This window comes from Ascidiimonas aurantiaca (assembly GCF_037646345.1).
Lineage (GTDB): Bacteria > Bacteroidota > Bacteroidia > Flavobacteriales > Flavobacteriaceae > Ascidiimonas > Ascidiimonas aurantiaca.
Window position 1 is genome coordinate 135,056 of the sequence record NZ_JBBEWR010000001.1, and the last position, 23,531, is coordinate 158,586.

Annotated in this window: 21 protein-coding genes; 7 read left to right on the forward strand and 14 right to left on the reverse strand. The window is 39.0% G+C overall.

The features are described from left to right. Window positions 1-49: 49 nt before the first annotated feature. Entirely contained in the window at window positions 50-2,830 is a 2,781-nt protein-coding gene (uvrA, locus tag WAO84_RS00580) for an excinuclease ABC subunit UvrA (protein WP_340063069.1), read from the reverse strand. 246 nt (window positions 2,831-3,076) lie between these two features. Between uvrA and WAO84_RS00585 the strand changes: the two genes are divergently transcribed. After that, entirely contained in the window at window positions 3,077-3,658 is a 582-nt protein-coding gene (locus WAO84_RS00585) for an RNA polymerase sigma factor (RefSeq protein WP_340063070.1), read from the forward strand. Between the two features lie 226 nt (window positions 3,659-3,884). Here the strand turns inward: WAO84_RS00585 and WAO84_RS00590 are convergent, their stop codons facing one another. Beyond that, the gene (locus tag WAO84_RS00590; protein ID WP_340063071.1) at window positions 3,885-4,547 is read right to left on the reverse strand and encodes an endonuclease III domain-containing protein; all 663 of its coding nucleotides are present in this window, start codon (window positions 4,545-4,547) and stop codon (window positions 3,885-3,887) included. A gap of 44 nt (window positions 4,548-4,591) precedes the next feature. Here WAO84_RS00590 and bcp point away from each other — a divergent pair, with 44 nt between their 5' ends. Then, window positions 4,592-5,050, forward strand: a complete 459-nt coding sequence (gene bcp / locus WAO84_RS00595; RefSeq protein WP_340063072.1) for a thioredoxin-dependent thiol peroxidase — start codon at window positions 4,592-4,594, stop codon at window positions 5,048-5,050. 14 nt (window positions 5,051-5,064) lie between these two features. Here bcp and WAO84_RS00600 read toward each other — a convergent pair whose 3' ends face one another. After that, complete coding sequence (locus tag WAO84_RS00600) at window positions 5,065-6,540, reverse strand: TonB-dependent receptor (RefSeq protein ID WP_340063073.1); 1,476 nt, start codon at window positions 6,538-6,540, stop codon at window positions 5,065-5,067. Between the two features lie 88 nt (window positions 6,541-6,628). Between WAO84_RS00600 and WAO84_RS00605 the strand changes: the two genes are divergently transcribed. Continuing rightward, complete coding sequence (locus tag WAO84_RS00605; protein WP_340063074.1) at window positions 6,629-7,393, forward strand: MBL fold metallo-hydrolase; 765 nt, start codon at window positions 6,629-6,631, stop codon at window positions 7,391-7,393. Between the two features lie 11 nt (window positions 7,394-7,404). Next, window positions 7,405-7,902 (forward strand): hydrolase, encoded by a 498-nt coding sequence (locus tag WAO84_RS00610; protein ID WP_340063075.1) that lies wholly within the window; start codon window positions 7,405-7,407, stop codon window positions 7,900-7,902. A gap of 39 nt (window positions 7,903-7,941) precedes the next feature. On the opposite strand, the gene WAO84_RS00615 is transcribed toward WAO84_RS00610, so the two are convergent. The 10 genes from WAO84_RS00615 to WAO84_RS00660 all read right to left on the reverse strand — a co-directional run bounded on the left by WAO84_RS00615 (window position 7,942) and on the right by WAO84_RS00660 (window position 21,119). Next, window positions 7,942-8,601 (reverse strand): alpha/beta hydrolase, encoded by a 660-nt coding sequence (locus WAO84_RS00615; RefSeq protein WP_340063076.1) that lies wholly within the window; start codon window positions 8,599-8,601, stop codon window positions 7,942-7,944. After that, window positions 8,601-8,930 carry a DUF4870 domain-containing protein gene (locus WAO84_RS00620; protein ID WP_340063077.1) on the reverse strand — a complete coding sequence of 110 codons (330 nt, stop codon included), beginning with the start codon at window positions 8,928-8,930 and terminating at the stop codon, window positions 8,601-8,603. The genes WAO84_RS00615 and WAO84_RS00620 overlap by 1 nt, the downstream gene beginning before the upstream one ends. A gap of 5 nt (window positions 8,931-8,935) precedes the next feature. Continuing rightward, window positions 8,936-10,198: a dihydroorotase gene (locus tag WAO84_RS00625; protein WP_340063078.1), complete on the reverse strand. Its 1,263-nt coding sequence runs from the start codon at window positions 10,196-10,198 to the stop codon at window positions 8,936-8,938. Continuing rightward, window positions 10,195-12,123, reverse strand: coding sequence for a BatA domain-containing protein (locus WAO84_RS00630; protein WP_340063079.1), 1,929 nt, complete (start codon window positions 12,121-12,123; stop codon window positions 10,195-10,197). Before WAO84_RS00630 ends, WAO84_RS00625 begins: the two co-directional genes overlap by 4 nt. Window positions 12,124-12,197: 74 nt before the next feature. Further along, window positions 12,198-13,682, reverse strand: a complete 1,485-nt coding sequence (locus WAO84_RS00635) for a S10 family peptidase (RefSeq protein WP_340063080.1) — start codon at window positions 13,680-13,682, stop codon at window positions 12,198-12,200. Window positions 13,683-13,768: 86 nt separating this feature from the next. Then, window positions 13,769-15,577, reverse strand: coding sequence for a cytochrome-c peroxidase (locus tag WAO84_RS00640; RefSeq protein ID WP_340063081.1), 1,809 nt, complete (start codon window positions 15,575-15,577; stop codon window positions 13,769-13,771). Between the two features lie 3 nt (window positions 15,578-15,580). Further along, window positions 15,581-17,029, reverse strand: coding sequence for an alkaline phosphatase PhoX (locus tag WAO84_RS00645; protein WP_340063082.1), 1,449 nt, complete (start codon window positions 17,027-17,029; stop codon window positions 15,581-15,583). Between the two features lie 142 nt (window positions 17,030-17,171). Next, window positions 17,172-17,948: a TIGR02757 family protein gene (locus WAO84_RS00650; protein WP_340063083.1), complete on the reverse strand. Its 777-nt coding sequence runs from the start codon at window positions 17,946-17,948 to the stop codon at window positions 17,172-17,174. 10 nt (window positions 17,949-17,958) lie between these two features. Continuing rightward, on the reverse strand, window positions 17,959-18,639 hold the full coding sequence (locus tag WAO84_RS00655) for an ABC transporter ATP-binding protein (RefSeq protein WP_340063084.1): 681 nt from the start codon (window positions 18,637-18,639) through the stop codon (window positions 17,959-17,961). A gap of 56 nt (window positions 18,640-18,695) precedes the next feature. Further along, entirely contained in the window at window positions 18,696-21,119 is a 2,424-nt protein-coding gene (locus tag WAO84_RS00660; RefSeq protein ID WP_340063085.1) for a DUF5916 domain-containing protein, read from the reverse strand. Window positions 21,120-21,289: 170 nt separating this feature from the next. Here WAO84_RS00660 and msrA point away from each other — a divergent pair, with 170 nt between their 5' ends. Genes msrA through WAO84_RS00675 form a run of 3 tightly spaced genes read left to right on the forward strand, consistent with a single transcriptional unit; the run spans window position 21,290 to window position 22,776 of the window. Continuing rightward, a complete protein-coding gene (msrA, locus tag WAO84_RS00665; RefSeq protein ID WP_340063086.1) occupies window positions 21,290-21,841 on the forward strand; it encodes a peptide-methionine (S)-S-oxide reductase MsrA in 552 nt (183 codons plus the stop codon). After that, entirely contained in the window at window positions 21,841-22,440 is a 600-nt protein-coding gene (gene folE, locus WAO84_RS00670; protein WP_340063087.1) for a GTP cyclohydrolase I FolE, read from the forward strand. The genes msrA and folE overlap by 1 nt, the downstream gene beginning before the upstream one ends. Window positions 22,441-22,488: 48 nt before the next feature. Further along, window positions 22,489-22,776, forward strand: coding sequence for a hypothetical protein (locus tag WAO84_RS00675; protein WP_340063088.1), 288 nt, complete (start codon window positions 22,489-22,491; stop codon window positions 22,774-22,776). A gap of 175 nt (window positions 22,777-22,951) precedes the next feature. Here the strand turns inward: WAO84_RS00675 and WAO84_RS00680 are convergent, their stop codons facing one another. Beyond that, window positions 22,952-23,515: a type 1 periplasmic binding fold superfamily protein gene (locus WAO84_RS00680; protein ID WP_340063089.1), complete on the reverse strand. Its 564-nt coding sequence runs from the start codon at window positions 23,513-23,515 to the stop codon at window positions 22,952-22,954. Between the last annotated feature and the right edge of the window lie 16 nt (window positions 23,516-23,531).

Below are 23,531 nucleotides of genomic sequence, written 5' to 3' on the forward strand. Positions count from 1 at the left end.
TTATATATCTCTGATAATCAGTAGTTTATTTTTCAGATAAATAAGATACTTATGTAAGTTTAAGTTTAAGGTATTGAGCGGTGTAGGAGTTTTTATTTTCTGCCATCTCTTCGGGAGTGCCTTCTGCAACGATCTCTCCACCGTTAATGCCGCCTTTTGGCCCCAGATCCAGAATATAGTCGGCACATTTAATAAGGTCCAGATTATGCTCTATGACTATTACAGAATGTCCTTTCTCAATTAAGGCATCAAAAGATTTGAGTAGTTTTTTAATATCATGAAAATGAAGTCCGGTAGTAGGCTCATCAAAAATAAACAGGTTTTTTTCGCGGGTTACCCCTTTCATTAAGAATGAAGCCAGTTTAATTCTCTGTGCTTCTCCTCCCGAAAGGGTAGAAGAGGATTGCCCCAGTGTTACGTACCCCAGCCCTACATTTTGGAGGGAGGTAAGTTTGGAAGCTATCTTTTTTTGTTTGTGCTGCGTAAAAAATTCAACCGCATCATCAATGGTCATATTTAATACATCATCAATGTTCCTGTTTTCGAAGGTTACTTCAAGCACTTCTTTTTTAAACCTTTTTCCGGCACATGTTTCGCATTCCAGATGTACATCGGCCATAAATTGCATTTCTATGGTAACCTCTCCTTCACCTTTACAGGTTTCACAACGCCCCCCATCTACATTAAAAGAAAAGTGTTTGGGCTGGTACCCTCGTATTTTAGCCAGCTTTTGGGCAGCAAAAAGGCTTCTTATATCGTCATAGGCCTTAATGTAGGTTACCGGATTGGAGCGTGAAGAGCGGCCTATAGGATTTTGATCAACAAACTCTACCCCTGTAATTTCAGAGTACTCGCCCTCAATTTTGGTAAACTGGCCGGCTTTCATACCGTAACCACCAATACTTTTAAGAATAGCAGGATATAAGATTTTCTTAACCAGGGTGCTTTTACCACTGCCGGAAACGCCGGTTACTACGGTGAGCCGGTTTAAGGGAAAAACAGCAGTAATATTTTTAAGATTGTTTTCCCGGGCTCCCACAATTTTTATATAGTTCCGGGAGGTACGTCTTTTTTTGGGAACAGAGATCTCCATAGAACCATTGAGGTACCCCGCAGTAAGGGTATTTTGTTGTAATAAATGCCCGTAGCTGCCAGATGCTACTACATTACCACCGTGGGTTCCTGCTTCAGGGCCTATATCTATAATCTCATCAGCGGCTTTCATAATATCTTCATCGTGCTCTACTACGATCACGGTATTTCCAAGATCCCGGAGTGATCTTAAAACAGAAATGAGTTTTTCAGTGTCTTTAGGGTGTAAACCGATACTTGGCTCATCTAGTATGTACATAGAGCCTACAAGGCTACTGCCCAGTGATGTGGCCAGATTAATACGTTGCGATTCACCTCCAGAAAGTGTATTAGACCTCCTGTTTAAGGTAAGGTATTCCAACCCCACATTAGAGAGAAACTGTAAGCGGCTGTTAATTTCTTTGAGTAGCCTTTGGGCTATTTTCATTTCATGTTTTTCAAGAGTCAATGTCTTGAAAAAAGCAGCTACCTCGTTAAGAGGCATCTCTACCAGATCTGTAATGGTTTTGCCACCTATTTTTATGTTATTGGCTTCCGGCCTCAGGCGCTTGCCTTTACAAAGGTTACAACGTGTTTTACCGCGATACCTGGACAGCATTACGCGGTTTTGTATCTTATAACTTTTTTCTTCCAGAAATATGAAAAAATCGTTGAGGCCTTCAAAATATTCGTTTCCGTTCCAGACAAGTTGTTTTTGCTCTTCTGAGAGTTGGAACCAGGGCTTGTGAATGGGAAAATCAAATTTATAGGCATTGTTTACCAATTGGTCACGGTACCAGCTCATGCTGTCACCACGCCACGGAAAAACCGCATTTTCATAAACAGACAGACCGGTATTGGGAATTACCAGATCTTCATCTATACCTATCACATCGCCATATCCTTCACATTTAGGACACGCTCCGTAAGGGTTATTAAAGCTGAAAAGATGTACATTGGGTTCTGGAAATGAAATACCGTCAAGTTCAAATTTATTGCTAAAAGTTGTTTGTTGCCCCGTTCTCAGGTCTTCTAAGATGCATACCCCTTTTCCTTCAAAAAAAGCCGTATCCACCGCATCGGCCAGCCGGTTTTCAAAATCTTCACCATGTTGTACGATCACCCTATCTACTACCAGGTAGAAATTGTGTTCTATATTCTCAGTAATTTCATCAATCCGTATTACTTTATCCCTGTATTTAATACGTGCGTATCCTTGTTGCAGCAGTATTTTAAGTGCTTTTAATATATCGCGATCTTTAGGAATATGTACAGGTGCGAGTAACAGTAGTTTATTTCTTTCGGGAAGTGTTTTTACGTAGTTAATTACATCGGTTACCGTATGTTTTTTTACAAGACCTCCAGATACGGGAGAATAGGTTTTACCAATACGGGCGTACAATAACTTTAGGTAATCATAGATCTCGGTAGTAGTACCTACAGTAGATCTGGGATTGGTAGAGTTTACTTTTTGTTCAATAGCAATGGCAGGAGCAATTCCTTTTATATAATCTACTTTGGGTTTATCCAGTCTGCCCAGAAACTGACGTGCATAAGATGAAAGGCTTTCCACATAACGTCTTTGACCCTCAGCATAGAGGGTATCAAAAGCAAGGCTGGATTTGCCCGAACCTGATAAACCCGTAATAACTACCAGTTTATTACGGGAAATGGCAACGTCTATATTTTTTAAATTATGCAGTTTCGCCCCTTTGATAAGAATGTTTTTTTTGGGGTCTAGCAACTCGATATCTGTCATAATGTTTTATGAAAGTGACAAAGATACTAATATCCTGTTTGTGTATAAAATGATCTAATGAAAAGAAATCATTAGAAAAATTCTTTTAAAAATTTGCATTTTTTTAAGGAATAATAGTATATTTGAGCCGATTGAGTAAATAAATAGCCTATTCCACAAAATTACTTTTAACTAAATTAATCAGCCCTTAGTCAGTTTTTTATAAAAACAGGCGCACCAAATTTAACCTAAAAGTAATTTTGTATTATGGACGAAATTCGCAACGACTCAGTTCTACTCGAGAGTTATCTTGCCGGTAACGAAACATCTCTGGAAATACTTATTAATCGCCATTCCCAGCGTATTTATAGTTTTATTTTTTCTAAAGTGTATGATAAAGATGTCGCTGAAGACATTTTTCAAGATACCTTTATCAAAGTTATAAAAACGCTTAAAAGAGGTTCTTATAACGAAGAAGGTAAATTTTTACCGTGGGTAATGCGTATTGCGCATAACCTGGTGATTGATTATTTCAGAAAGAACACCCGTATGCCCAAGTTTGAAGGCAATGATGACTTCAATATTTTTAGTGTAATCGGAGATCCTTCTTTAAATGCCGAAAAGCAAATTATTAAAGATCAGGTAATCGATGACCTGCGTAAGCTTATTGATGAACTCCCTTATGACCAAAAGGAAGTACTAATGATGAGAATGTATAAGGATATGAGTTTTAAAGAAATATCAGAAGTAACAGGTGTTAGCATTAATACAGCATTGGGAAGAATGCGTTATGCTATTATTAATCTCAGGAAGATCATAAACAAGCACAACATCGTTTTAACTAATTAAATAGGTTGATACAATAAATTGTATAAGAGTACGTTATTATCTATGAACAAAAAGCATAGATATGGCAAAACTTTACTCTGAACTTTCTTCATCTGAGATGAAAAATTTGAAACCTAAGAAAGAAACCATTGAATTCTTGTTAAATTATTCAAAGGCTTTAAGTGTTATTAATTACAAAACGTTGAAGTTTGACACACTTCTGAACTAAACTTTGTTAAAACCCGTTTCATACGGGTTTTTTCGTTTTATAATATTGGTTAATTACAGATTTTCTACCGATGGTGCGGGTTATGATATCCTTTTCAAGATCCCAGCCTCTTGCGGGACTGTATTCTCTTGCATAATATATGATCTGCAAATGTAGTTTGTTCCATTTTTCTTTAGGGAACAGTCTTTTTGCGTCTTTTTCAGTTTGTATTACGTTTTTGCCGTTTGAAAAACCCCAGCGATGCATAAGGCGATGAATATGGGTGTCAACAGGAAACGCAGGAATACCAAATGCCTGTGACATTACTACGCTGGCGGTTTTGTGCCCTACGGCCGGTAAGGATTCTAACGCTTCAAAGTCTGCAGGAACCTCACCTTTGTATTTATCAATAAGAATATGGGAAAGTTCATAAATACCTTTTGATTTCATTGGAGAAAGACCTACGGGTTTAATAATTTCCCGTATTTCTTCCTGTGAAAGCTTTATCATGGCATAAGGATTATCAGCTCTTTCAAAAAGAAGAGGGGTAATCTGGTTTACACGTGCATCTGTGCTTTGCGCAGAAAGCAGCACGGCAATAAGAAGGGTATAAGGATCGGTATGATCTAACGGAATGGGAACTGTAGGGTATGTTTCATTTAACTTTTCAATAACAAACGTTACTTTTTCTGCTTTGGTCATTTTTAGTTATTTTTAAACAAAAATAATCAAATTAAAAGTTGACTATGAAAACACTTACAGCAGGTGAGAAAGTACCAGATTTTACAGCGTTAGATCAAGACGGTAATACTATTTCATTATCTGATTATAAAGGAAAAAAGCTTATTGTTTTTTTCTACCCTAAAGCAAATACTCCAGGGTGCACAGCAGAAGCATGTAATTTAAGAGATCATTATTCAGAGCTGCAGTCTCAGGGATTTGAGCTGTTGGGAGTAAGCGCCGATTCTCAAAAGAAACAGGCTAATTTTAAAAATAAGTTTGAATTTCCCTTTCCTTTACTTGCTGATGAGGATAAAACAGTAATCAATACCTTTGGCGTATGGGGCCCTAAAAAGTTTATGGGAAAGGAATATGATGGTATTCACAGAACTACATTCATTATTGATGAGGAGGGAGTTGTAGAACGAGTTATTGAAAAAGTAAAAACCAAAGATCATGCGGCGCAGATACTAACGGCCTCTTAAAATAAAAGCCTCTTTTAAGAGGCTTTTATTTTTTTGGTATTGTCTGTTTTGTTACTTTCTGCATCATATCCAAACAATCCTTTTTCTTTTATGAGCTCTGCTATTCCTTCCGGCAGCATGGTTTCCCAGCCATCTTCGGCATTTGCTATTTTCCGCAGCACTTCACGAGAAAAGATGTCCAGAATATCCGGTTCGTAGTCAAAAATATCAACAAGGCGTCCATTATACTTGAAGAATTTGTACAATTCTTTCATACGTGGGTGTACCTTAAGGTTATTGCTGGTAATAAGTTGTCCTGTTTCCTGATTCATCATGGGGTACAGATATACCTTCAGGTCCTTATAAAATAGTTTTCCAAAGGCTTCCAGAATACCACCGCTTAAATGGCGATAGTATTTCTCGTCAAAAATCTCTATGAGATTATTTACTCCCATGGTAAGCCCTAATCGTTCTTTGGTATAATGTGAAAAGTATTCTACTACTTTATAATACTCTTTAAAATTAGAGATCATTACTGTTTGTCCAAGTGAGCATAACAATTCGGCACGATCCATAAAATCCTGCTCATCAATTTCACCTTCTGCTTTTAAGTTGGAAAGTGTAATTTCAAAAATAACTACCGTTTTATCTACATTAACCTTGTTTTCTTTAATGAATATGTCATATGATTTTTTATACATATCCATATTTACTTTGGTTACAGGGCGAAAGCTGCCTCTCAATGCAAGGATATTTTTTTTGTAAAGAATACGTGCAGGTAGTATATTATTTCCATCGGGGCCAAACATTACTGCTTCAGTCATACCATTTTTAATAAGCTGGAGGCTCATTAAACGATTGTCTATATTTTTAAACCGGGGCCCGGAAAAATTAATGGTATCAATTTCTATAGTGTCTTTGTCAATATGGTCATACAGATAGCGCAGTAACTTGCGCGGGTGCTCAAATTTATAAAACGCCCCATAAATGAGATTCACTCCCATAATACCCAGGGTTTCCTGTTGTAACCGGGCTTCGTTTTGATGAAATCGCACATGTAATAAAATTTCATTATAACCCTCATCTGGGGCTACCTGAAAGCGTATGCCCATCCAGCCATGGCCTTTGAATTTTTTTGCAAAATCAATAGTGGCTACTGTATTGGCATAGCTGAAATATAATTTGTTCGGGTTCTTTTCTCTGGAGATACGTTCTTCAATAAGGTTCATTTCATATGAGAGCATTTTTTTCAGGCGTGCCTCAGTAACATATCTTTTATCATCTTCTATACCATAAATAGCATCGCTAAAGTCTTTATCGTATGCACTCATGGTTTTGGCTACTGTTCCGGAAGCTCCACCGGAACGGAAAAAATGCCTGGCCACTTCCTGGCCTGCACCAATTTCTGCAAAGGTACCATAAATGTTATCATTTAGGTTGATTCTGAGCGCTTTAGCTTGTGTGGATGGAATGTTCTCAAACTCCTTGTCGCCCGTTAAAACAGTAGCCATAAATATTTGTGATTTGTTTATGACAAAGTTACTAAGAATCGGTCATGAAATCCCTAAATTAATTATAAATTTGAAGAAAAATACACTTTTGAAAGTAACGTTTTTAGGTACAGGAACTTCACAGGGAATCCCGGTTATTGGCAGCAATCATCCGGTTTGTTTAAGTGATGACCCCCGCGATAAACGCCTCAGGGTTTCTGTATTGATAGAATGGGACGAGTATGTATATGTAATTGACTGCGGCCCTGATTTCAGACATCAGATGCTTACTAATAAGGTTACCCGTATAGACGGTGTTGTTTTTACACATGAACATGCAGACCACACTGCGGGTCTTGATGATATAAGACCTTTTTTCTTTCGGCAGGGAGATATTCCAGTATATGCCCATAAACGAGTGTTGGGGGAATTGAAACGACGTTTTGATTATATATTTGCTAATGAAAACCGTTATCCTGGAGCACCGGCCGTAGTAGAGAATGAAGTGCGTAATGAACCTTTTCTTCTCGGGAACCTCAGCGTAATACCTATTGATGTTATGCATAATCGCTTACAGGTATTTGGCTATCGCTTTGGTGATTTTGCATATCTTACTGATGTTAAAACAGTTCCTGAAAAAGAAATGAGTAAACTGCGGGGGCTGGATGTTCTGGTAGTAAATGCATTACGCGTAGATCCTCATCATTCTCATTTTAATCTGGAAGAGGCTCTGAATTTTGTAACAGCCGTAAGCCCGGAAAGAGCTTACTTTACCCATATAAGCCACTTACTGGGTTTTCACGAAGAAGTACAGCGTACGTTGCCGCCCAATGTATTTCTTGCGTATGATAATCTGAGTATTCATTTAAAATAAGTACCATTTCTATGAAAAGCCGCATTTTTTTATACCTCTTTATTTTTACAATGCTTATTGCTCTTTTTCAATATGTAAACACTAAAAAATATGTGGAGGCCACAGATGAAAAAATAGAAAGACTGGAAAATAAAGTAACAAAGCTTCAGGATTCTACAGAGCAATTGCTTATGGAAAATCTGGATCTGCATTATTTTGATCTGGAAAACAATGATGATGCACTTTCTTATTATGACCATTTACAGATAACAGACCTGCCCGGGTATATTGCAGACCGACTTTTGGAAACCAATGAAAAAAAAGGCGATAACCCTTTGGTTCCTTATGCAGGGATGAACGGGGATATGAAGATCAACAAAATAAAAATACTAAACCATAAGTGGATCATTGCCGATTTTAGTGATGGTTCCTATTGGGGAGAGCTATTGTTAAGTTATGAAATGGCAGACGATGGTTCAGTTTCTTTTACCCTAATAGCACATTTGCTATATACGGGTATAGGGATGTAATAAAAACCAGAACCCCGCCGGCTCTAATGAAAACGATGATTACAACTTACTCAAAAGCCATTTCAGGAACGAATTAAAATTATCTGGAGCTACACCGTGCCCTACGGGAAACTCTTCATATACATGATCAATACCGTGTTTTTCCAGAAACGGAGCTGTTTTTCTGGCCCATTCTACCGGGATTACCTGATCAACAGAGCCGTGAGAAACGTAGATCGATAAATGCGCATAAGCATCGTTTTGTGAAGGAAACGCAATGAGTTTTTCATTTATATATCCGCTCAAAGCAATTACCTGTTTTACTTTTTCAGGAAATGACAAAGCGACTGAAAAGCTTAAAACCGTTCCCTGGCTAAACCCTAAAAGAGAGATATTGTTTGCATCAAGATCATAGGCTTCTACAGCTTCATCAATAAACTGTACAATTGCATCACGAGATACCAGTGCCTGCTTATCATCACTCCACTTCCCATCGTGAGCATCGAAGTGAATGGCATACCATGCATACCCAGAAGGCATCAGTTCATAAGGAGCACGCACAGAAATAATAAAAAGTTTATCGGGCAGGTAGGAAGCAAAAGAAAAAAGGTCTTCCTCATTGCTCCCGTATCCGTGAAGCAATATGAGTGCCGGAGCATTTTCACTGGCAGTTTTTGGAGAGCGAATAGTATGAGTAAGAGAAAGGTCTTTTGCTTGCATTAGTTAACGAATTTAAACCATTGTTGAAATTTTTCCCCAAGAAAGGGGATCTGTGTTTTTTTGCATTGAAGGGCACCAATAAAACCATATCCCCATAAAACAATTATAAAAACATAGAAAGCTGAGGATATTAACCAACTGTCAAACTGACTGATTAAAAAACCCAGGGCATAAAATAAAATATGTATGCCCAATGCCTGCCGAATATGAAAACGGGCAAAGGGGTTTTTAGGTTCCAGGTTCATGAACAATGCGATTAAACAGCCTATAATTGTTATATAGCTTATAATAGCAGTAGTCCTTCCTTCTTTATAGGTTACATTTTCCATTGTTTTCAAGAGTTTAAGACCAGTTCTTTCCCTGCAATAATACCCAGTGCTTTTCCTTTACAGAGTTGTCCTAAAAAGGCACTGTTATGAGAAGATGATTGAATCATACTTTCAGAAAAGGTATATTCTGGATTTGGATCGAAAAGAGTTAAACACGCTTCTGTATTTATGGCTATGGGAGGTGAAGGTATATTGAAACGTTTTTTACCCGAAGTGAGCAGGCGAATGGCGGTTTCTGTACCCAATACCTTATTTAGCATACCAAAGGCGCTTTCCAGGCCAATAGTACCGTAAAGAGCATAATCAAACTCTACTTTTTTATGTTCTACATCCAAAGGGTTATGGTCGGTAGTCACCATATCAATGGTCCCGTCTTTAATCCCTTTCTTGAGCGCTTCAATATCATTTTGTGTTCTTAAAGGAGGTAGCACCTTGAAATGTGTATCAAAAGAAGCGAGTACCTCATCTGTAAAACACAAATGGTGAACACTTACGCTGCAACTCACATTAAGTCCTTTCTTTTTTGCATTCCTGATCAGATCAACAGATCGTGCGGTAGATATGGTTGGGATATGTAATTTGCCATGTGTATATTCTAAAATAAAAAGATCACGAACAATCTGTAGTTCCTCTGCTATTGAAGGGATACCTTTAAGCCCTAAACTGGTAGCGGCAACTTCTTCGTTCACTAATCCTTTACCTGCAATATTATGATCCTGAGGAAATGAATACACCAATCCGTCAAACCCTCTTGCGTATTGAAAAGCAATTTTAAGCAAATTTGGATTTTTAACGGGCTTTTGGTAATCGTAAAAGGCAACGGCTCCTGCATTATACATATCGTAAAGCTCTGCAAGATGAGTACCTTTACCACCCTGGGTGAGCGCTCCTATTGGATGAACTGTAACTGCATTTTGTAAGCTTCTGGTTTTAATAAACAACACATCTGCTTTGGTATCTATTACCGGTAAGGTATTAGGATTTACAGCTACATTGGTAAAACCACTGGCTGCAGCAGTACGTAAACCGTTGGCGATATTCTCTCTGCTTTCATAACCCGGCTCTCCAAAACTCACACCACTATCAAACCAGCCGCGTGATACATGCAGGTTTGGTATGGTGAGTATGGTATAGTTATCGTTAGAAGCTATACTATTAGGTTCTGTGATACGGGTAATGAAACCGTTTTCAATAAAAATATCCTTTTCAGTTTGATGATGTTTAGATCCCGGGTCAATTATGCGTACAGACGTAAGGAGAATATTCATTTAAAATATTTTATAAGGAGCATTTCAATAGCCAAAAAGACCAATGCAAAAATAACAAACCATTTCCAAAAGGCTTTCACCTCATTCTCTTTTTTAAATTTTTCATAAAGTTCTCCGAGTTCTGTGGTAACTGATTCTCCTTTTAAAACGCTTTCAGGATCATATACCAGTGTGCTTTCATCTCTCGGGTAATTAAAGCTGAGCTTTTGCAAAAGTTCATCTCCGTTCTTTACATTGTAAATGCCTGGGGTATCCGGGCCTTCACCCGTAATAAGTTCTACCCGGTTACTGAATGATTGTTGCATGGGGATGAGGCGCATTTCATCATTTTCCAGATACAAAACGTCATCTTTTACCAATTTGGTTTTTACGGCAATCCTTGAGGATGTGCCTATGTCATAATACAAACGGGGAAGGGGCATGCTGTTACGTGCAATATTATAGAATACCGGCACGACCAGGGGTGAATTAATAAAATCAGATACGGTGGCTTCCAAAGGCGATGTAAATACGTAAACTCCTGATGTATTAAACAGAAAGGGACTGCCATCCTGATATCTTAAAATGGGTACAACGCTTTGGTTTGTATGAAAACTGAACCGGGTTTCCGGATACTGAAAATTAGTGACCCTTTCTTCAAAAACATTTTTAAAAACAGGGTGATCAAAATTAATACCGGTAACCTTTTTAGGTACACTATCCATCTTTTTAAAGTCCCGGATGCCAAAACGGTTCAAAAAGCGATTATAGCTGCCTATTTCCTGCTGTTCCGGAGGTATTATGATAAGATACCCGCCTTTTTCAACAAAATTGATAAGGGCCGTAAACAGGCTTTCACGAATATCTGGTAGCTGATTGAGAATAATAAGATTTTGTTGTTCAATGAGGCTGAAGTTTAGCTGATTGTAATTGGCACTGCTGTATGAGAACTCATCATCGGTATATATTCTTTCAAGAAAATTGGCATTTGTTGCATTTACCGAAAGAACATATATCTTTTCAGGTAAGTTAAGATTAAAAAATAATTGATTGTCGTAAGAAAGTCCGGAGTCATCCACGGTAAGTGAAGCGGTAAAAGCTTTGTTGGAGGGGATGGTAAAAGTAACCCTGGCCTTCTGTTCATTGTTAAATTCGGCACTTGCTTTGGCTAATAATCGATCATCCAGATAAAGTGATACAGGTTGTGAATTGTTATCTGTCTCACTTTTTTGGAGTAAAACGTCAATTTCAAGAGTGTTGGCTGTTACTGCAGAAATATATACACTGTCAATACTAATATTACTGGTTTGCTGCGGGGTCATTTTTACGGGCCATACTCTAACAGTAGTATTGGTGAGATCGTTTAGGGAAGAAGCTTTTTGTTGAAAATCGGAAATCCAAATCAGGTTTTTTGTGACAGCAGTATCACTGGAAAAGTGATTACGCGCTTTAAGCATAATTTCTTCCGGAAGTAATTGCCTGTTGGTATATGATAGTTGTAAAAGTTCATTTTTAACAGCGCCTATGCGGGTATTAAAAAAATCTTCGTTGTTGGTAAACAAATGCAATTCTTCGTTTTCCGGAATATGTTCAAGTAACCCCTGAACAGCTGAAAAAAGCAGGGCTCCTTTTTCATCACGCGATTCCATGCTGAAGGAGTTATCCAGGTAAATTATATTTTGAACATTAGTAGAAGCCTGTGTTTGCTCAGCTTTAAAGGGTTGTGCAAATGCAAAGATCAATCCTGCAAGAGCTAAAAGGCGTGATAATAATACCAGCCATTTTTTTAAAGTAGCACTTTTTCGGGTTTGACGGGTAACGGTTTTTAGTAAACGTACATTGGTAAAAGTTACTTTTTGAAACCTTCTGAGCTGAAAAAGATGTACAATCACCGGAATAATGAGTAAAAAAAGTGCCCAAAGAATTTCCGGATGTTTGAATTGCATGTGCATTAAAAGTTTTTCAAATATAAACCATTAGCCCGTTTTTTAATATATTCTTTTTCTTTTTAAAAGGCACATCAGTATTTTGCGGGAATATCTCCGGGTAAAGAATTGTTTATAAACTCTCTGATATCATCGTTTGCTTTTATTAGATCTTCGTAACGCAGATACATCATATGGCCACTTCGGTACCCTTTAAAACTTAATCGGTCTTTCATTTTACCGCTTTTATCCAGTTGCCAAAGGGTATATTTGGCATTGAAATAGGTGGTGGCTCCGTCAAAATAGCCGGCCTGTACCATTACTTTTAGATAGGGGTTTTGAGCCATAGCCTGCCTCAGGTTTTCTCCAGTATTATCATTGCTTTGATCCCAGGGCCTTACCGGGCCAAACATATTGTATTTGATATCGGTCTTAAAATTAAGGTGTTCACTAATGTAATAGTTAATAGCCGGCGTAAAGGAATGTAGCCATGAGGTAAGTTCTGAATTGTAGTCCGGACGGTCTCCGGCCTCTTTTGCATCGATACCCAGATACCGGCTGTCCAGCCTGCCCACGGTATAGCCACGGTCTCTTAAGAGTTCTTTCCAGAAATATCTGAAAGGTACTTCCAGATTATGCTGCATGATCACATTTGCATCGATACCTGAATACTTTGCCATTTGCATGGCTATTTCCTGTTTTTTTTCGGGTTCCAGAAATCCGCCCATCACTAGTGAAGGCAACAATTCGTTTATGGCATAGTTTTCTACTTCTGGAAGCAATTCGTCCAGGTCTTTTGTCTGTAATTCGGGAGCAAGTGCCTTTTGATACCATGCTGCCGCTGCAAAATAGGGTAATCGGTTAGCCACTTCTACAGGGCCTCCTCGTTCTATGCCCAGCCCGGTAGGAGATACCAGAATGACACCGTTAAGATACATCCACTGGGCGTTTTGCAGTTCCAGTGCTAATCCTGACACACGGGTGGTACCATAACTTTCTCCAATAAGATATTTGGGAGAGCGCCAACGGTTATTTCGGGAAACAAAAGTATTGAGCCATTCGGCCAGGTATTCAATGTCTGCATTAACTCCAAAAAAGGTTTTGCGATCCGGTTTTTGATCTCCTTTATGAATAATTCTGGAATAGGCAGTATTCACCGGATTTACATACACAATATCCGCGATATCGAGAATGGAGTGCGGGTTCTCTTTTACTCCATAAGGCTGTATGGGATACCCTTCTTGGTCAATGTTAAGAATACGGGGCCCCGTATAGGCAAGATGCATCCATACGGAAGCAGAGCCGGGCCCGCCGTTAAAGGAAATTACTAAAGGTCTGGAGGCCCGGTCTTTTATATCCGAACGCTGATAATACGTATAAAAAAGGGTAGCAATGGTTTCTCCGTCCTTATCCCATACCGGTTGCGTTCCTGAAGTAGCGGTATATGGAAATTTTTTTCCCTTAACCGTAACTTCATGGGTAGTTACCACGGTAGTGTCTGCAGGAATTTTTCGATCCTGGCTATATACTAAACTTAAAGAAAGGGCAAAGAAAATGGATAAAAGACTTTTTCGAATCATTTTGTAGTTAAATTAGCCTGCCTAAAATACAACAAAATGAAAAAAAAGGATGCTTTTTAACATCCCTTTAAAACTGCTTTCTCTTTTCAGGGGTTCTTTGCCGTATTCTCATCATTCAGTGCTTCCATAAAAGCAATCAGATCATTTACTTCTTCGGTATCCAGTCCCAGCGGGTCTGGAGGTAGTGTCTGGCCCTCCAGAGGAATACCTATTCCCTGACCTCCGCCTCGATTGTAAAAATCTATTACTTCCTCCAGGGTGGTATATACACCATTATGCATATAAGGAGCGGTTAAAGCAACATTGCGAACGGTGGAAGTTTTAAAGAAGAACTCACGTTCAGGTGTTTTAAACAAATTATAGCGACCCTTGTCAGCATCAATTACGGCATTTAGGGTGTCATTTTTAGAAGGAACTCCAATTGCCTCCATTTCAGATTCTCGGTATGCTACGGGAACGGTACCATTAAACAGAGGAGGGAAGTGGCAAGTGGCACACTTGGCTTTTCCCATAAACAGATTAAATCCGTTTATTTCCCGTTCAGTGAGTTCTAATGTACCGTTAATACCTTTGTCAAAACGTGAATTAAAAGGTGAAAGGGCGCGAATATAGGTGGCAATGGCATTTCTTATATTATCATGGGTAGCCCCGGAAGGGTAGAGTTCTTTAAAGGCGGTTACATACTCCTGGTTTTTATTTACTGCTTTTTGAATAAAACCCAGATCTGAATGAAATTCGTTCTCATTTTCTACTACTGAGATGATCTGTCCTTCAAGGCTTCCTGAACGCATGTCATAGAAAAAACCGCGTTGTAATGCCGCATAGGTAAGGGTAGGAGTGTTTCGTGTGTTTCCAATGGCTATTTTTTTTCCGTCGGTAAACGCGAGTTCCGGCTGGTGGCAGGTAGCACAACTCATTACATTGTCTGTTGACAACCCTTTTTCATGAAATAACAACTTTCCCAGTGCTGCTTTTTGTTTTTCGAGAGAGTCGGGTTTAATATGTGAAAAGAAAGCAGGGTTAAAAGTAGATTCAGTGAAGAGTGAAACGGCATCATTTTTTATTGCACGATGAAATGGAAATTCCACCCCCCAGTCGGTTACAGTTTCCTGCCATATCTGCATAGCTTTATGGGTGTGCTCTTTTATAAAAGCATAGCGATTAAATGTATTGAAATCTCCCTTCAATACATTTATAGATGCGTTAACTTCGTTTTTCCACTGGTTATAAAGGGTAGTGTCCTGAAAACGCTTTTGATATATATCGAGGTAATCTCCCAGACTTTCATATACAATTTTGGCTTCCTCAAGTGAGTTTTCGAGAACCGGAGAGTCAAAACCTGTGATGCCGGTTAGCGCCACACTCATAATAGCATCGCGAATTACCCATAGAATATGATGGTCTTTAAGATATAGAAATGATGTGTTTTGATGCAACAGGCGAAGCCGGTTGGATACGAGTTTAGCATGTTTTTGAATAACCGTGATGTCTGGCTCTTCGGCAAATATCTCTTCTTCCAGTACCTGGTATCCGGTGGGTTCTTTAATTTTAATATCAGTAAGATCTTCTTCTTCTACTTTTAAGATATTGGGTTGGTTGAGATATTTGTAATTGTCATTATCTACAAAAGACAGCAACGGCTCATTTTTTTTGAAATAGCGCCTTGAAGCCAATAAAAAGGGAGCAGCCTCTTGAGCATTGGCAGCGTTTTGAATACTATCCAGATAGGTGGCAGCTGTTTCCAGATATGTTTTGTATTGTTTTTCGAGAGTAATTAATGCGGTTTCTTCTTTCTCTTCGGGCTTTTTGTTACAAGCGCTAAGTACTAAAAGGAGGCTTATTAAAAAATAAGCCCCCGTTTTTATACTTTTTTTCTCTAAAAAGTGTGTTGTCATAAACTATCTGCCTAAACCTTTAACCACATACATTACACTACCTTCGTCATGTGTAGGGTTAGCGTTTGCTTTGGGGTCGGTGAAGTTATTTTCCCATCCGTGGTTTTGAGTTACCATTACAAAAGTATTGTCTATACCTAAAATGTCTGAAACGTCTATCATACCAGAGATCTCCCAGGTTCTGGAAGCGGTACCGTACCCAAGAGATTCACCGCGTACTTGATCACATTCCATAACTACTTTTAACTCTCCGTTGTTGATGTTGTACTGGTACAGGTATGCAAAGTGGTCTTTGTCTGCTGTGTCAGGGTAGCCATTAGGGTCTTCCTGTATGTACACATAGTTTTCAGTAACTAAAATATTGTCAGGGCTGTGGAACTGCTTGGCTTTACCGTCCAGTTTATCTCCGTCTAATACGCAGGTTATAGTTCCTTTTAAAGGGTCATTAGGGTCTAAGGTTACTTTGTAAACACGACCATAGAAAGTACCTTTTCCTAAAAGGGCATCTCTTTTCCGTCCGGTTACTGCGAAGTAGATCTCACGATTGTTTTCGGCACTGCCTCTTCTCCAGTCGATATCTTCTACCCTGGAAAAGCCCATAATGCCTTTAGCTCTGGACTCTTCTTCCAGTTCAATGAGTGTTCTCTCGCTGTATTCTTCAAAAACAATGTCATAACTTATACCTTCCTGCATATCCATTTCATGAACAATACCTTCGGTAATCACTTTAAGTCCGTATAGATCTCCACCTGACAGGTCTCCCTGGTTCCCTACATACATAGCTAATTGTCCTGATGGTATGGAGTTATTGGAAGTATCATCTCCTATGATAACTACTGTTTTACCAGGATATGCGTCTTTGCCTATAGCTACGGCATTTTCGGTAGACCATTGTCCCATAGCAGGAATGGTACTGGCAAAGCCGGCATCGTCTGCATTTTTATAAGGATCTGTTACAAAAACACCTTTGGAGCTACCTCCCCATTCTCCACCGGAAAGATACAATGGGCCAAACCCGTGTTCTTCGGGAGTAATAAGGCTGCCGGAACATTGTGCTGTGGCAGCAGTAGCATTTGCATTGAGAATATATTCACCTTTTACGGGCTTAAATGTTTCGTCAAAAGTTATGCGGGAAACAGAATAATCGGCTTCTATATTATTAATAAGGATATAGGTGCCGTCTTCGTTCTTTAATAGTCCTGCACCATCGGCCATACTTCCATAAAGAAAATCTGGACTCTCAGGTAAACGGTCTTCAGAACTCAACATAGTGTAGATCTCTACGTTTTCGAAACCGGGTTTGGTGTCAAATAAATTGGGGGTTTTTGAATGGTTTTGAAAAACAATTTTGGTTGCTTCTTCCCGGGGCTCTGTAACGCTGTTGTCATCATCGTTACACGAAATTAAAAAGGCAAGGCTTCCTGCCAATGCTAGTTTTGTAAATGCTTTCATTAGTTTTTTGAGATTTAACTTAGAACCCCAAAGCTAAGTTTGAAGTGTTACCTGATCTTTAGTTGAAGATTGTTTTAATATGAAGGGTTTATTAAGGGAAGGTTACCTTGTAAAGGCAAAGTTATTTTTTGGTTGGAGAAATTTAAAATTTTTCAAAAACCCCTAATCCAAATAATGCAAAGTCATATTTAACGGGGTCATCCGGATCCATTTTTTGTAAACTTTTATCTAATTCCTCTACTGCTTTTGCATCGTTTTGCTTTCTTTTCAACAGACCCAGTTTTCTTGCTACGTTCCCGGAATGTACGTCCAGCGGACAGGAGAGCTGTGAAGGGGAGAGGGAGGTCCATATTCCAAGGTCAACTCCGTTGCGGTCTTTTCTTACCATCCATCTTAAAAACATGTGTATCCTTTTGGCTGCACTTCCTTTTAATGGATCAGAAACGTGTTTTAGGGTACGCGGGGGATGTGGGATCTCAAAAAAGCGTTTCTTAAACGCATGTATAGCAGTTTGTAATGATTGGGGTTCTGCAAATTCCTGAAAGGTAGTTTCGAGTCCGCCGTAATTTTTATAAAGGTGTTGTAAACCACGTATAAAAACATCAAGGTCTGTACCGTTAAAAGTACGGTGTACAAAACTTTCCCTGTTAAAAGTAGTGGTTCCGGGATATTCCATCACAAAATCATAAGGGGTGTTTCCCATTAAGTTCATGAGTTGGGTGGCGTTGGTAATAATGCTTTTTCTATTGCCCCAGGCAATGGTGGCAGTGAGGAAACCGGCAATTTCTATGTCTTCTTTTGCAGAAAATAAATGAGGTACCTGAATGGGATCGGATGCAATAAAATCGGGGTGATTGTATTGAGCTGCCTTTTCATCCAGAAATGCTTTGAGTTCTTCTCTGCGAAGTTTGGCAGACATATACAGGGGTTTAGGCAAGAATGCTATCTTCTTCTATGATACGGCCGTCTTTCATAACCAGTTTCCTATCGGCCATATTGGCCAGTTCTTTGTTATGGGTTACGATCACGAAGGTTTGGTTGAAAGTATCTCTTAGGCTGAAAAAAAGCTTATGAAGATTTTGAGCGGCTTTGGAATCGAGGTTACCGCTGGGTTCGTCTGCAAATACTACCGATGGCTTATTGATAAGTGCTCTTGCCACCGCAACGCGTTGTTGTTCTCCGCCTGAAAGCTCGGAGGGTTTATGGTGATAACGGTGGGTCAAACCCAGAAAATCTAATAATTCTTTTCCACGTTTTTCTGCTTCTGCTCGGGGTGTTTTTTTTATATAAGCAGCTATGCAAACATTTTCCAAAGCAGTAAATTCTGGTAAAAGCTGATGAAACTGGAAAATAAAACCAATTTGCTCATTACGAAAGCGAGCCAGGGCTTTGTCCTTTAAGCGGGTTACATCCTGGTTATTGATAATCAGGGAACTGTTAACATTTGTATTCATTTTATCTAAAGTACCCAGGATTTGTAAAAGAGTGGTTTTCCCTGCTCCGGAAGCTCCTACAATAGATACGATCTCTCCCTTTTTAATATGCAGATCAACTCCTTTGAGTACTTCTACAGAACCATAATATTTATGAATGTTTTTCGCTTCTATCATATACCGCCATTATAAGAATGTGAAAGTAAAAATTCGATAGTTATGTTCCAAGAAAATCATCCTTTAAAAGAAGCACCTATATTATTAATATCAAGAAAATACACAATTCGTAAAGAAAGGGTGTGGTTTATATTCTGTTGAAAAAGATTACCCAGACTATCCAAATAATTGAGGTCTGAGCTATCATCTTCATTGAAAATGGAATTTCGATAGAGCAGTATGGCTTCACTTCCAGGTGAAAAACGCCAGTTAAAACTTAGATCAATATTCCAGATATTGAAATTTGTATTGGGATTGTTTTCGCTAATATCAAAATTGGTAGGAGACCTGCTACCATCATCATTAAGAACAAAATACGCATCATCTTCGTAATTGGCGGTACTCCAGAAATTACGAAATCTGAGATTAAGTGCTTTGTACGAATCAAAATTAAAACTGGCCCTCAGAGAATTCTCCAGGCTGATAACATCCCGTTCTCCCAGAAAAACATCTGTATCATCATCATCTATATACCCAAATTCACGGTCGCTCCTGGAGAATTCAGAGTTCCAGATCAATAGGAATTTATCAGAGAACCTATATCTTGGAGACAGCGAAAATGAATAGCGTGTTTGCGGGTCTTCAAACCAGTTCCTATAGGTGAAATCGACATCATAGGCAAATTTTTTCCTATAATCAGAAGATACCCAGGCCCGCCCGCCGAGATTGGAACTAAAAGTAACAAAACGCCCTTCTACTCTGGGTTCAAAATAATCATTATCCCGCCCGTTATAGCCTATATCGCCTCCAAAAGCAAAACGTTCGGGAGTAACAAAAAATGCATCGACGGAAAGTGAATTACGTGTAGTGACCGAGGGCCTGAAAAGTCTGCGGTGATTGGCTCTTAGTGTTATTCTGTACTCATTGAAAATACCTCTGGGTTGAAAGATCTGATAGGAAATACGTCCGGCAAAATTGTTAAAGTTATTTCTAAATAACAACCCGAGGTCGTTGGGGTCATAGTTTTGATCGGCCATAAAGTGCCCCAGGAACCATCTTAAATTGCCTTTCGTTTTTCGTATCTCAAAATTGGTCCTGATACCGGTTTGTGTAGTTCCATCTTTAACGCTACTAAGGCGAACACCCCCTTCATAATTATAGCTGTTGGCTCTGTTTGAAATGTTGTAAATGAGCCCGGTTACATTGGCATCCCTGAAATCTCCCGAGCGGGTAACATTGGTATTTATAAAAGAAACGGATGAGTTTCTGTTAAATTGCTGATCAAGTACTACAATGTTATAATTAGCCAGAGACTCTGTGGTGACTTCCCGGGTAGCTCCGGTTACGGTATCTCGAATAATGGCTTTGGTAGGTTCGGTAATCGAATTAAAAAAACCAATACCCAGATTGCCCTGTGTGCGGCCGGATACTTTTACGGCATTAATGAGGTTTACATTTTCAGGATTTTCTATTACTTTTTCACTGTCTGTAAGGTTATCGTCAGCCCGCCCTCTTCGGGTGGGTCTGCTACCTACCCGTCTGCTAAAAAAAAGACCACCGCGTTCAAATAGTTCAATCCCCTCTGTAAAGAACTGGCGGTTTTCGGAGAAAACCTGTTCAAAGGGTCCCAGGTTAAGTTCTACATTATCAAATGCGGCCTGGCCAAAATCAGGTATTAAAGTGGCATCCAGAGTAAAATTATCGCTGAGCCCGTATTTTATATCCATACCGGCGCTGAAATCTGTTTCGGTAGCATCTTCTCCGGCAAACACTGCTCCCTGTACAAAAGGGAAGAGAATAAGGCGTAGTGGAGGGTCTATATTGGTAAGATTGGTGATTTCCCCACTATACTGAGTGGCAAAGCCTACTTGACGATTAATATGGTTCCAGGTATATGTTTCATTAAGGTGGTTTATTCTTCTGAAGAAATTAATACTCCAGTTCTGAACTTCCAGTTCGGGGAATCTGAGGGCATTATAGGGTATTTTGAATTCAGCATACCAACCTTTATCGTCTAAAGAGGTGTTACATTGAAAAACTACATTGAAGTTAAAATCTTCTCCGTTGTTTTCCTTTCTGGAGTCGCCAATTGTGCCTGCGCTGGTAACATAAAAAACAGTTTCATTTATACCGTCGTCCAACGTATTAATGTTAACAGAGAAAAAATCGGCCTGAACAAATACTTGATCTCTCTGACTAAACTGCCTTAAAATGCGTTGGGGTTCATTATCAAAAAGATAGGCAGCTATATAAATGGCTTTATCATCATATGCCAATTTTACTTCTGTGCGATGTGTGTCACGTTCTTTTTCGGTATTGCCGGGTTCAAACATAAAAAAATCGCCGTGTGCAGGTAAGGAATCCCAAATGGGATCGTCCAAAACACCGTCTATTTTAGGAGAATCCTGTATTCGGGTTGCCTTAAGCGTTTTACGCTCTATTTGTGAATAAGACGAAAAAGTAAGAAGAACAAAAAGAAACAAAACGTTTTTTCTGAACATTAGATGAGCGCTTAAAAATCAATGGTTAAAAATGTACTAGGGAAACAAAACTAAAAGACTTAGATGAGGAAGAATCACAATTAAAAGTTAAAAAAAATATCTTTGTTGAACTAAACTATAAATTTGTTCAACAAAATTGTTAAAAGAAACGTATCAATTTATTGTGCAATATGGAGATTTCAGATACTCGCTCAGTTGCAGTTTTTGCCGGGGGTTGTTTTTGGTGTACAGAAGCCATTTTCCAAAGAATTAAAGGTGTGGAACATGTAGTTTCCGGATACACAGGGGGTCACATTAAAAATCCTGCCTATCGGGAAATTTGTACCGGGCGTACCGGGCATGCCGAAGGTATTCAGGTTACGTTTAATAGTAGTGAAGTCACATACCGGGAATTGTTAGAAATATTTTTTGCTACGCATGATCCTACTACGCTTAACCGTCAGGGTAATGATATTGGTACGCAATACCGTTCAGCCATTTTTTATGTAAATGATGAGCAGAAAAAAGAAGCAACTGAGTATATTGCCTTACTTGAAAGTGAAAATGTTTTTGAAAATACCGTGGTCACCGAAATATCGCCTCTGGGAGTTTTTTATGAAGCAGAGGAATACCATCAGGATTATTATGAGCAAAACAAATTACAACCGTATTGCCAAATTATTATAAACCCTAAATTAAGCGGCTTGCGGAAAAAATACGAACACAAATTAAAAACGGTTTAATGACTCCTTATAAACAATTTGAAGAATATAATATCAAGATCACAGATGAGGTTAAAGATAGTTACAGGGCTATTATTTCAGAGCTTGGAGAAGATCCTCAGCGAGAAGGATTAGCGAAAACTCCCGAGCGTGCGGCGAAGGCTATGCAGTTTCTCACACAAGGTTACTATGCAAAACCCTCAGAAGTACTTGAAAGTGCCATGTTCAAAGAGGATTACAATGACATGGTGATTATTAAAGATATCGAGATCTACTCATTATGTGAACACCACATACTGCCCTTTTTTGGAAAAGCTCATATAGCCTACATACCCGACGGATATATTGTAGGATTGAGCAAAATACCCAGAGTGGTAGATATTTTTGCCAGAAGGCTACAGGTACAGGAAAGGCTTACACATGATATTCTGGAATGTATAAATGAAACGCTTAAACCTAAGGGGGTAGCTGTGGTTATTGAAGCTTCTCACATGTGTATGATGATGCGGGGCGTTCAAAAACAAAACTCGGTAACCACAACTTCGGGATTTAGGGGCGCATTTGAAAAAATAGAGACGCGAAACGAATTTTTAAAGCTTATAAGCTCACAATTGTCTTAATATAATTTTGGTATTTTTACCTGAGAATTATTCAATATTCTCATTCAAATGACCAAAAAACACCGAAACAAGTTTACTCTGCTCCTTTTGGGGCTTCTTTTTGATGCTATAGGTTATGTCTCGTTCCTTATTCCGGGTGTGGGGGAGTTCTCTGATATAATATGGGCTCCGGTTTCAGCCTGGTTAATGACACGAATGTATAAGGGAAGGGAAGGACGTATAGCCGCTATAGTTTCTTTTGCAGAGGAAATATTACCTGTGTTGGATTTTGTGCCGTCTTTTACACTCATGTGGCTCTATACATATGTGTTTACCGGAAAAAAAGAGCTTTCCTAGCTTGCTAACTAATAAAACGTATATTCAAAAGAAAACCCCTCTCAGCTTTAGCACTTCAAGGGGTTTACTAACATTAACAATCAAATCGTATATATTTTTACCGGATATAATTTTGGAAAAGGTGTATCCAAGCCTTTTGTTTTTTAAACCTATCCGTTTTTTTTAAAATCTGTTTTTATTGTACACTTACACTAAAGGTTTGTGCAACATCTGTTTCACCCCCGGCATTGGTAATATCTCCTTCAGATACGCCTGCGGCATCTTTATTGAGGTCATGCCTTAAAGTTACCAGTATGGTGCCCACTCCCGCATCTCCGGTAGCAAGGGTGAAGGAGAGCCCAAGAGGATTATCATCATCGTCAAAATCTAAATAGGTTGTTTCGCCTAAAGACCCGGTGGTCGTAAAGAAAAACTGATGCTCATCATCTTCTTCTCTTATTTCCAGGGTGACATTTTCAGTAGGGGTAACCGTTTGATTCAAAACTGTGATGGTTCCTGTATAGGTGGTATTTGCCTGAAAAACACCGGTTATGGTAATTTCGGGTGTATCGGGACCATCTGTACCATCAAGGTCTTCACTTTCAAGGGTAACGTCTTCAACGCCTTCTGCCTCGAAAACGATACTAAGATTGGTTATCACCTCTTTGTCGTTTACAGGATCCGGATTGTCGTCGTCTGAGCACGAAGTGAATAAAAGTGCTGTAACGGCTAGCATGGATAAAAATCTGGTTTTTTTCATAGTCTTACTACTTTTT

Excerpts from the sequence above, each read along its gene's own strand:
- uvrA (WP_340063069.1), bottom strand. The coding sequence starts at position 2,830 with ATGACAGATATCGAGTTGCTAGACCCCAAAAAAAACATTCTTATCAAA.
- WAO84_RS00585 (WP_340063070.1), top strand. The coding sequence starts at position 3,077 with ATGGACGAAATTCGCAACGACTCAGTTCTACTCGAGAGTTATCTTGCC.
- WAO84_RS00590 (WP_340063071.1), bottom strand. The coding sequence starts at position 4,547 with ATGACCAAAGCAGAAAAAGTAACGTTTGTTATTGAAAAGTTAAATGAA.
- bcp (WP_340063072.1), top strand. The coding sequence starts at position 4,592 with ATGAAAACACTTACAGCAGGTGAGAAAGTACCAGATTTTACAGCGTTA.
- WAO84_RS00600 (WP_340063073.1), bottom strand. The coding sequence starts at position 6,540 with ATGGCTACTGTTTTAACGGGCGACAAGGAGTTTGAGAACATTCCATCC.
- WAO84_RS00610 (WP_340063075.1), top strand. The coding sequence starts at position 7,405 with ATGAAAAGCCGCATTTTTTTATACCTCTTTATTTTTACAATGCTTATT.
- WAO84_RS00615 (WP_340063076.1), bottom strand. The coding sequence starts at position 8,601 with ATGCAAGCAAAAGACCTTTCTCTTACTCATACTATTCGCTCTCCAAAA.
- WAO84_RS00620 (WP_340063077.1), bottom strand. The coding sequence starts at position 8,930 with ATGGAAAATGTAACCTATAAAGAAGGAAGGACTACTGCTATTATAAGC.
- WAO84_RS00625 (WP_340063078.1), bottom strand. The coding sequence starts at position 10,198 with ATGAATATTCTCCTTACGTCTGTACGCATAATTGACCCGGGATCTAAA.
- WAO84_RS00630 (WP_340063079.1), bottom strand. The coding sequence starts at position 12,123 with ATGCAATTCAAACATCCGGAAATTCTTTGGGCACTTTTTTTACTCATT.
- WAO84_RS00635 (WP_340063080.1), bottom strand. The coding sequence starts at position 13,682 with ATGATTCGAAAAAGTCTTTTATCCATTTTCTTTGCCCTTTCTTTAAGT.
- WAO84_RS00640 (WP_340063081.1), bottom strand. The coding sequence starts at position 15,577 with ATGACAACACACTTTTTAGAGAAAAAAAGTATAAAAACGGGGGCTTAT.
- WAO84_RS00645 (WP_340063082.1), bottom strand. The coding sequence starts at position 17,029 with ATGAAAGCATTTACAAAACTAGCATTGGCAGGAAGCCTTGCCTTTTTA.
- WAO84_RS00650 (WP_340063083.1), bottom strand. The coding sequence starts at position 17,948 with ATGTCTGCCAAACTTCGCAGAGAAGAACTCAAAGCATTTCTGGATGAA.
- WAO84_RS00655 (WP_340063084.1), bottom strand. The coding sequence starts at position 18,639 with ATGATAGAAGCGAAAAACATTCATAAATATTATGGTTCTGTAGAAGTA.
- WAO84_RS00660 (WP_340063085.1), bottom strand. The coding sequence starts at position 21,119 with ATGTTCAGAAAAAACGTTTTGTTTCTTTTTGTTCTTCTTACTTTTTCG.
- msrA (WP_340063086.1), top strand. The coding sequence starts at position 21,290 with ATGGAGATTTCAGATACTCGCTCAGTTGCAGTTTTTGCCGGGGGTTGT.
- folE (WP_340063087.1), top strand. The coding sequence starts at position 21,841 with ATGACTCCTTATAAACAATTTGAAGAATATAATATCAAGATCACAGAT.
- WAO84_RS00675 (WP_340063088.1), top strand. The coding sequence starts at position 22,489 with ATGACCAAAAAACACCGAAACAAGTTTACTCTGCTCCTTTTGGGGCTT.
- WAO84_RS00680 (WP_340063089.1), bottom strand. The coding sequence starts at position 23,515 with ATGAAAAAAACCAGATTTTTATCCATGCTAGCCGTTACAGCACTTTTA.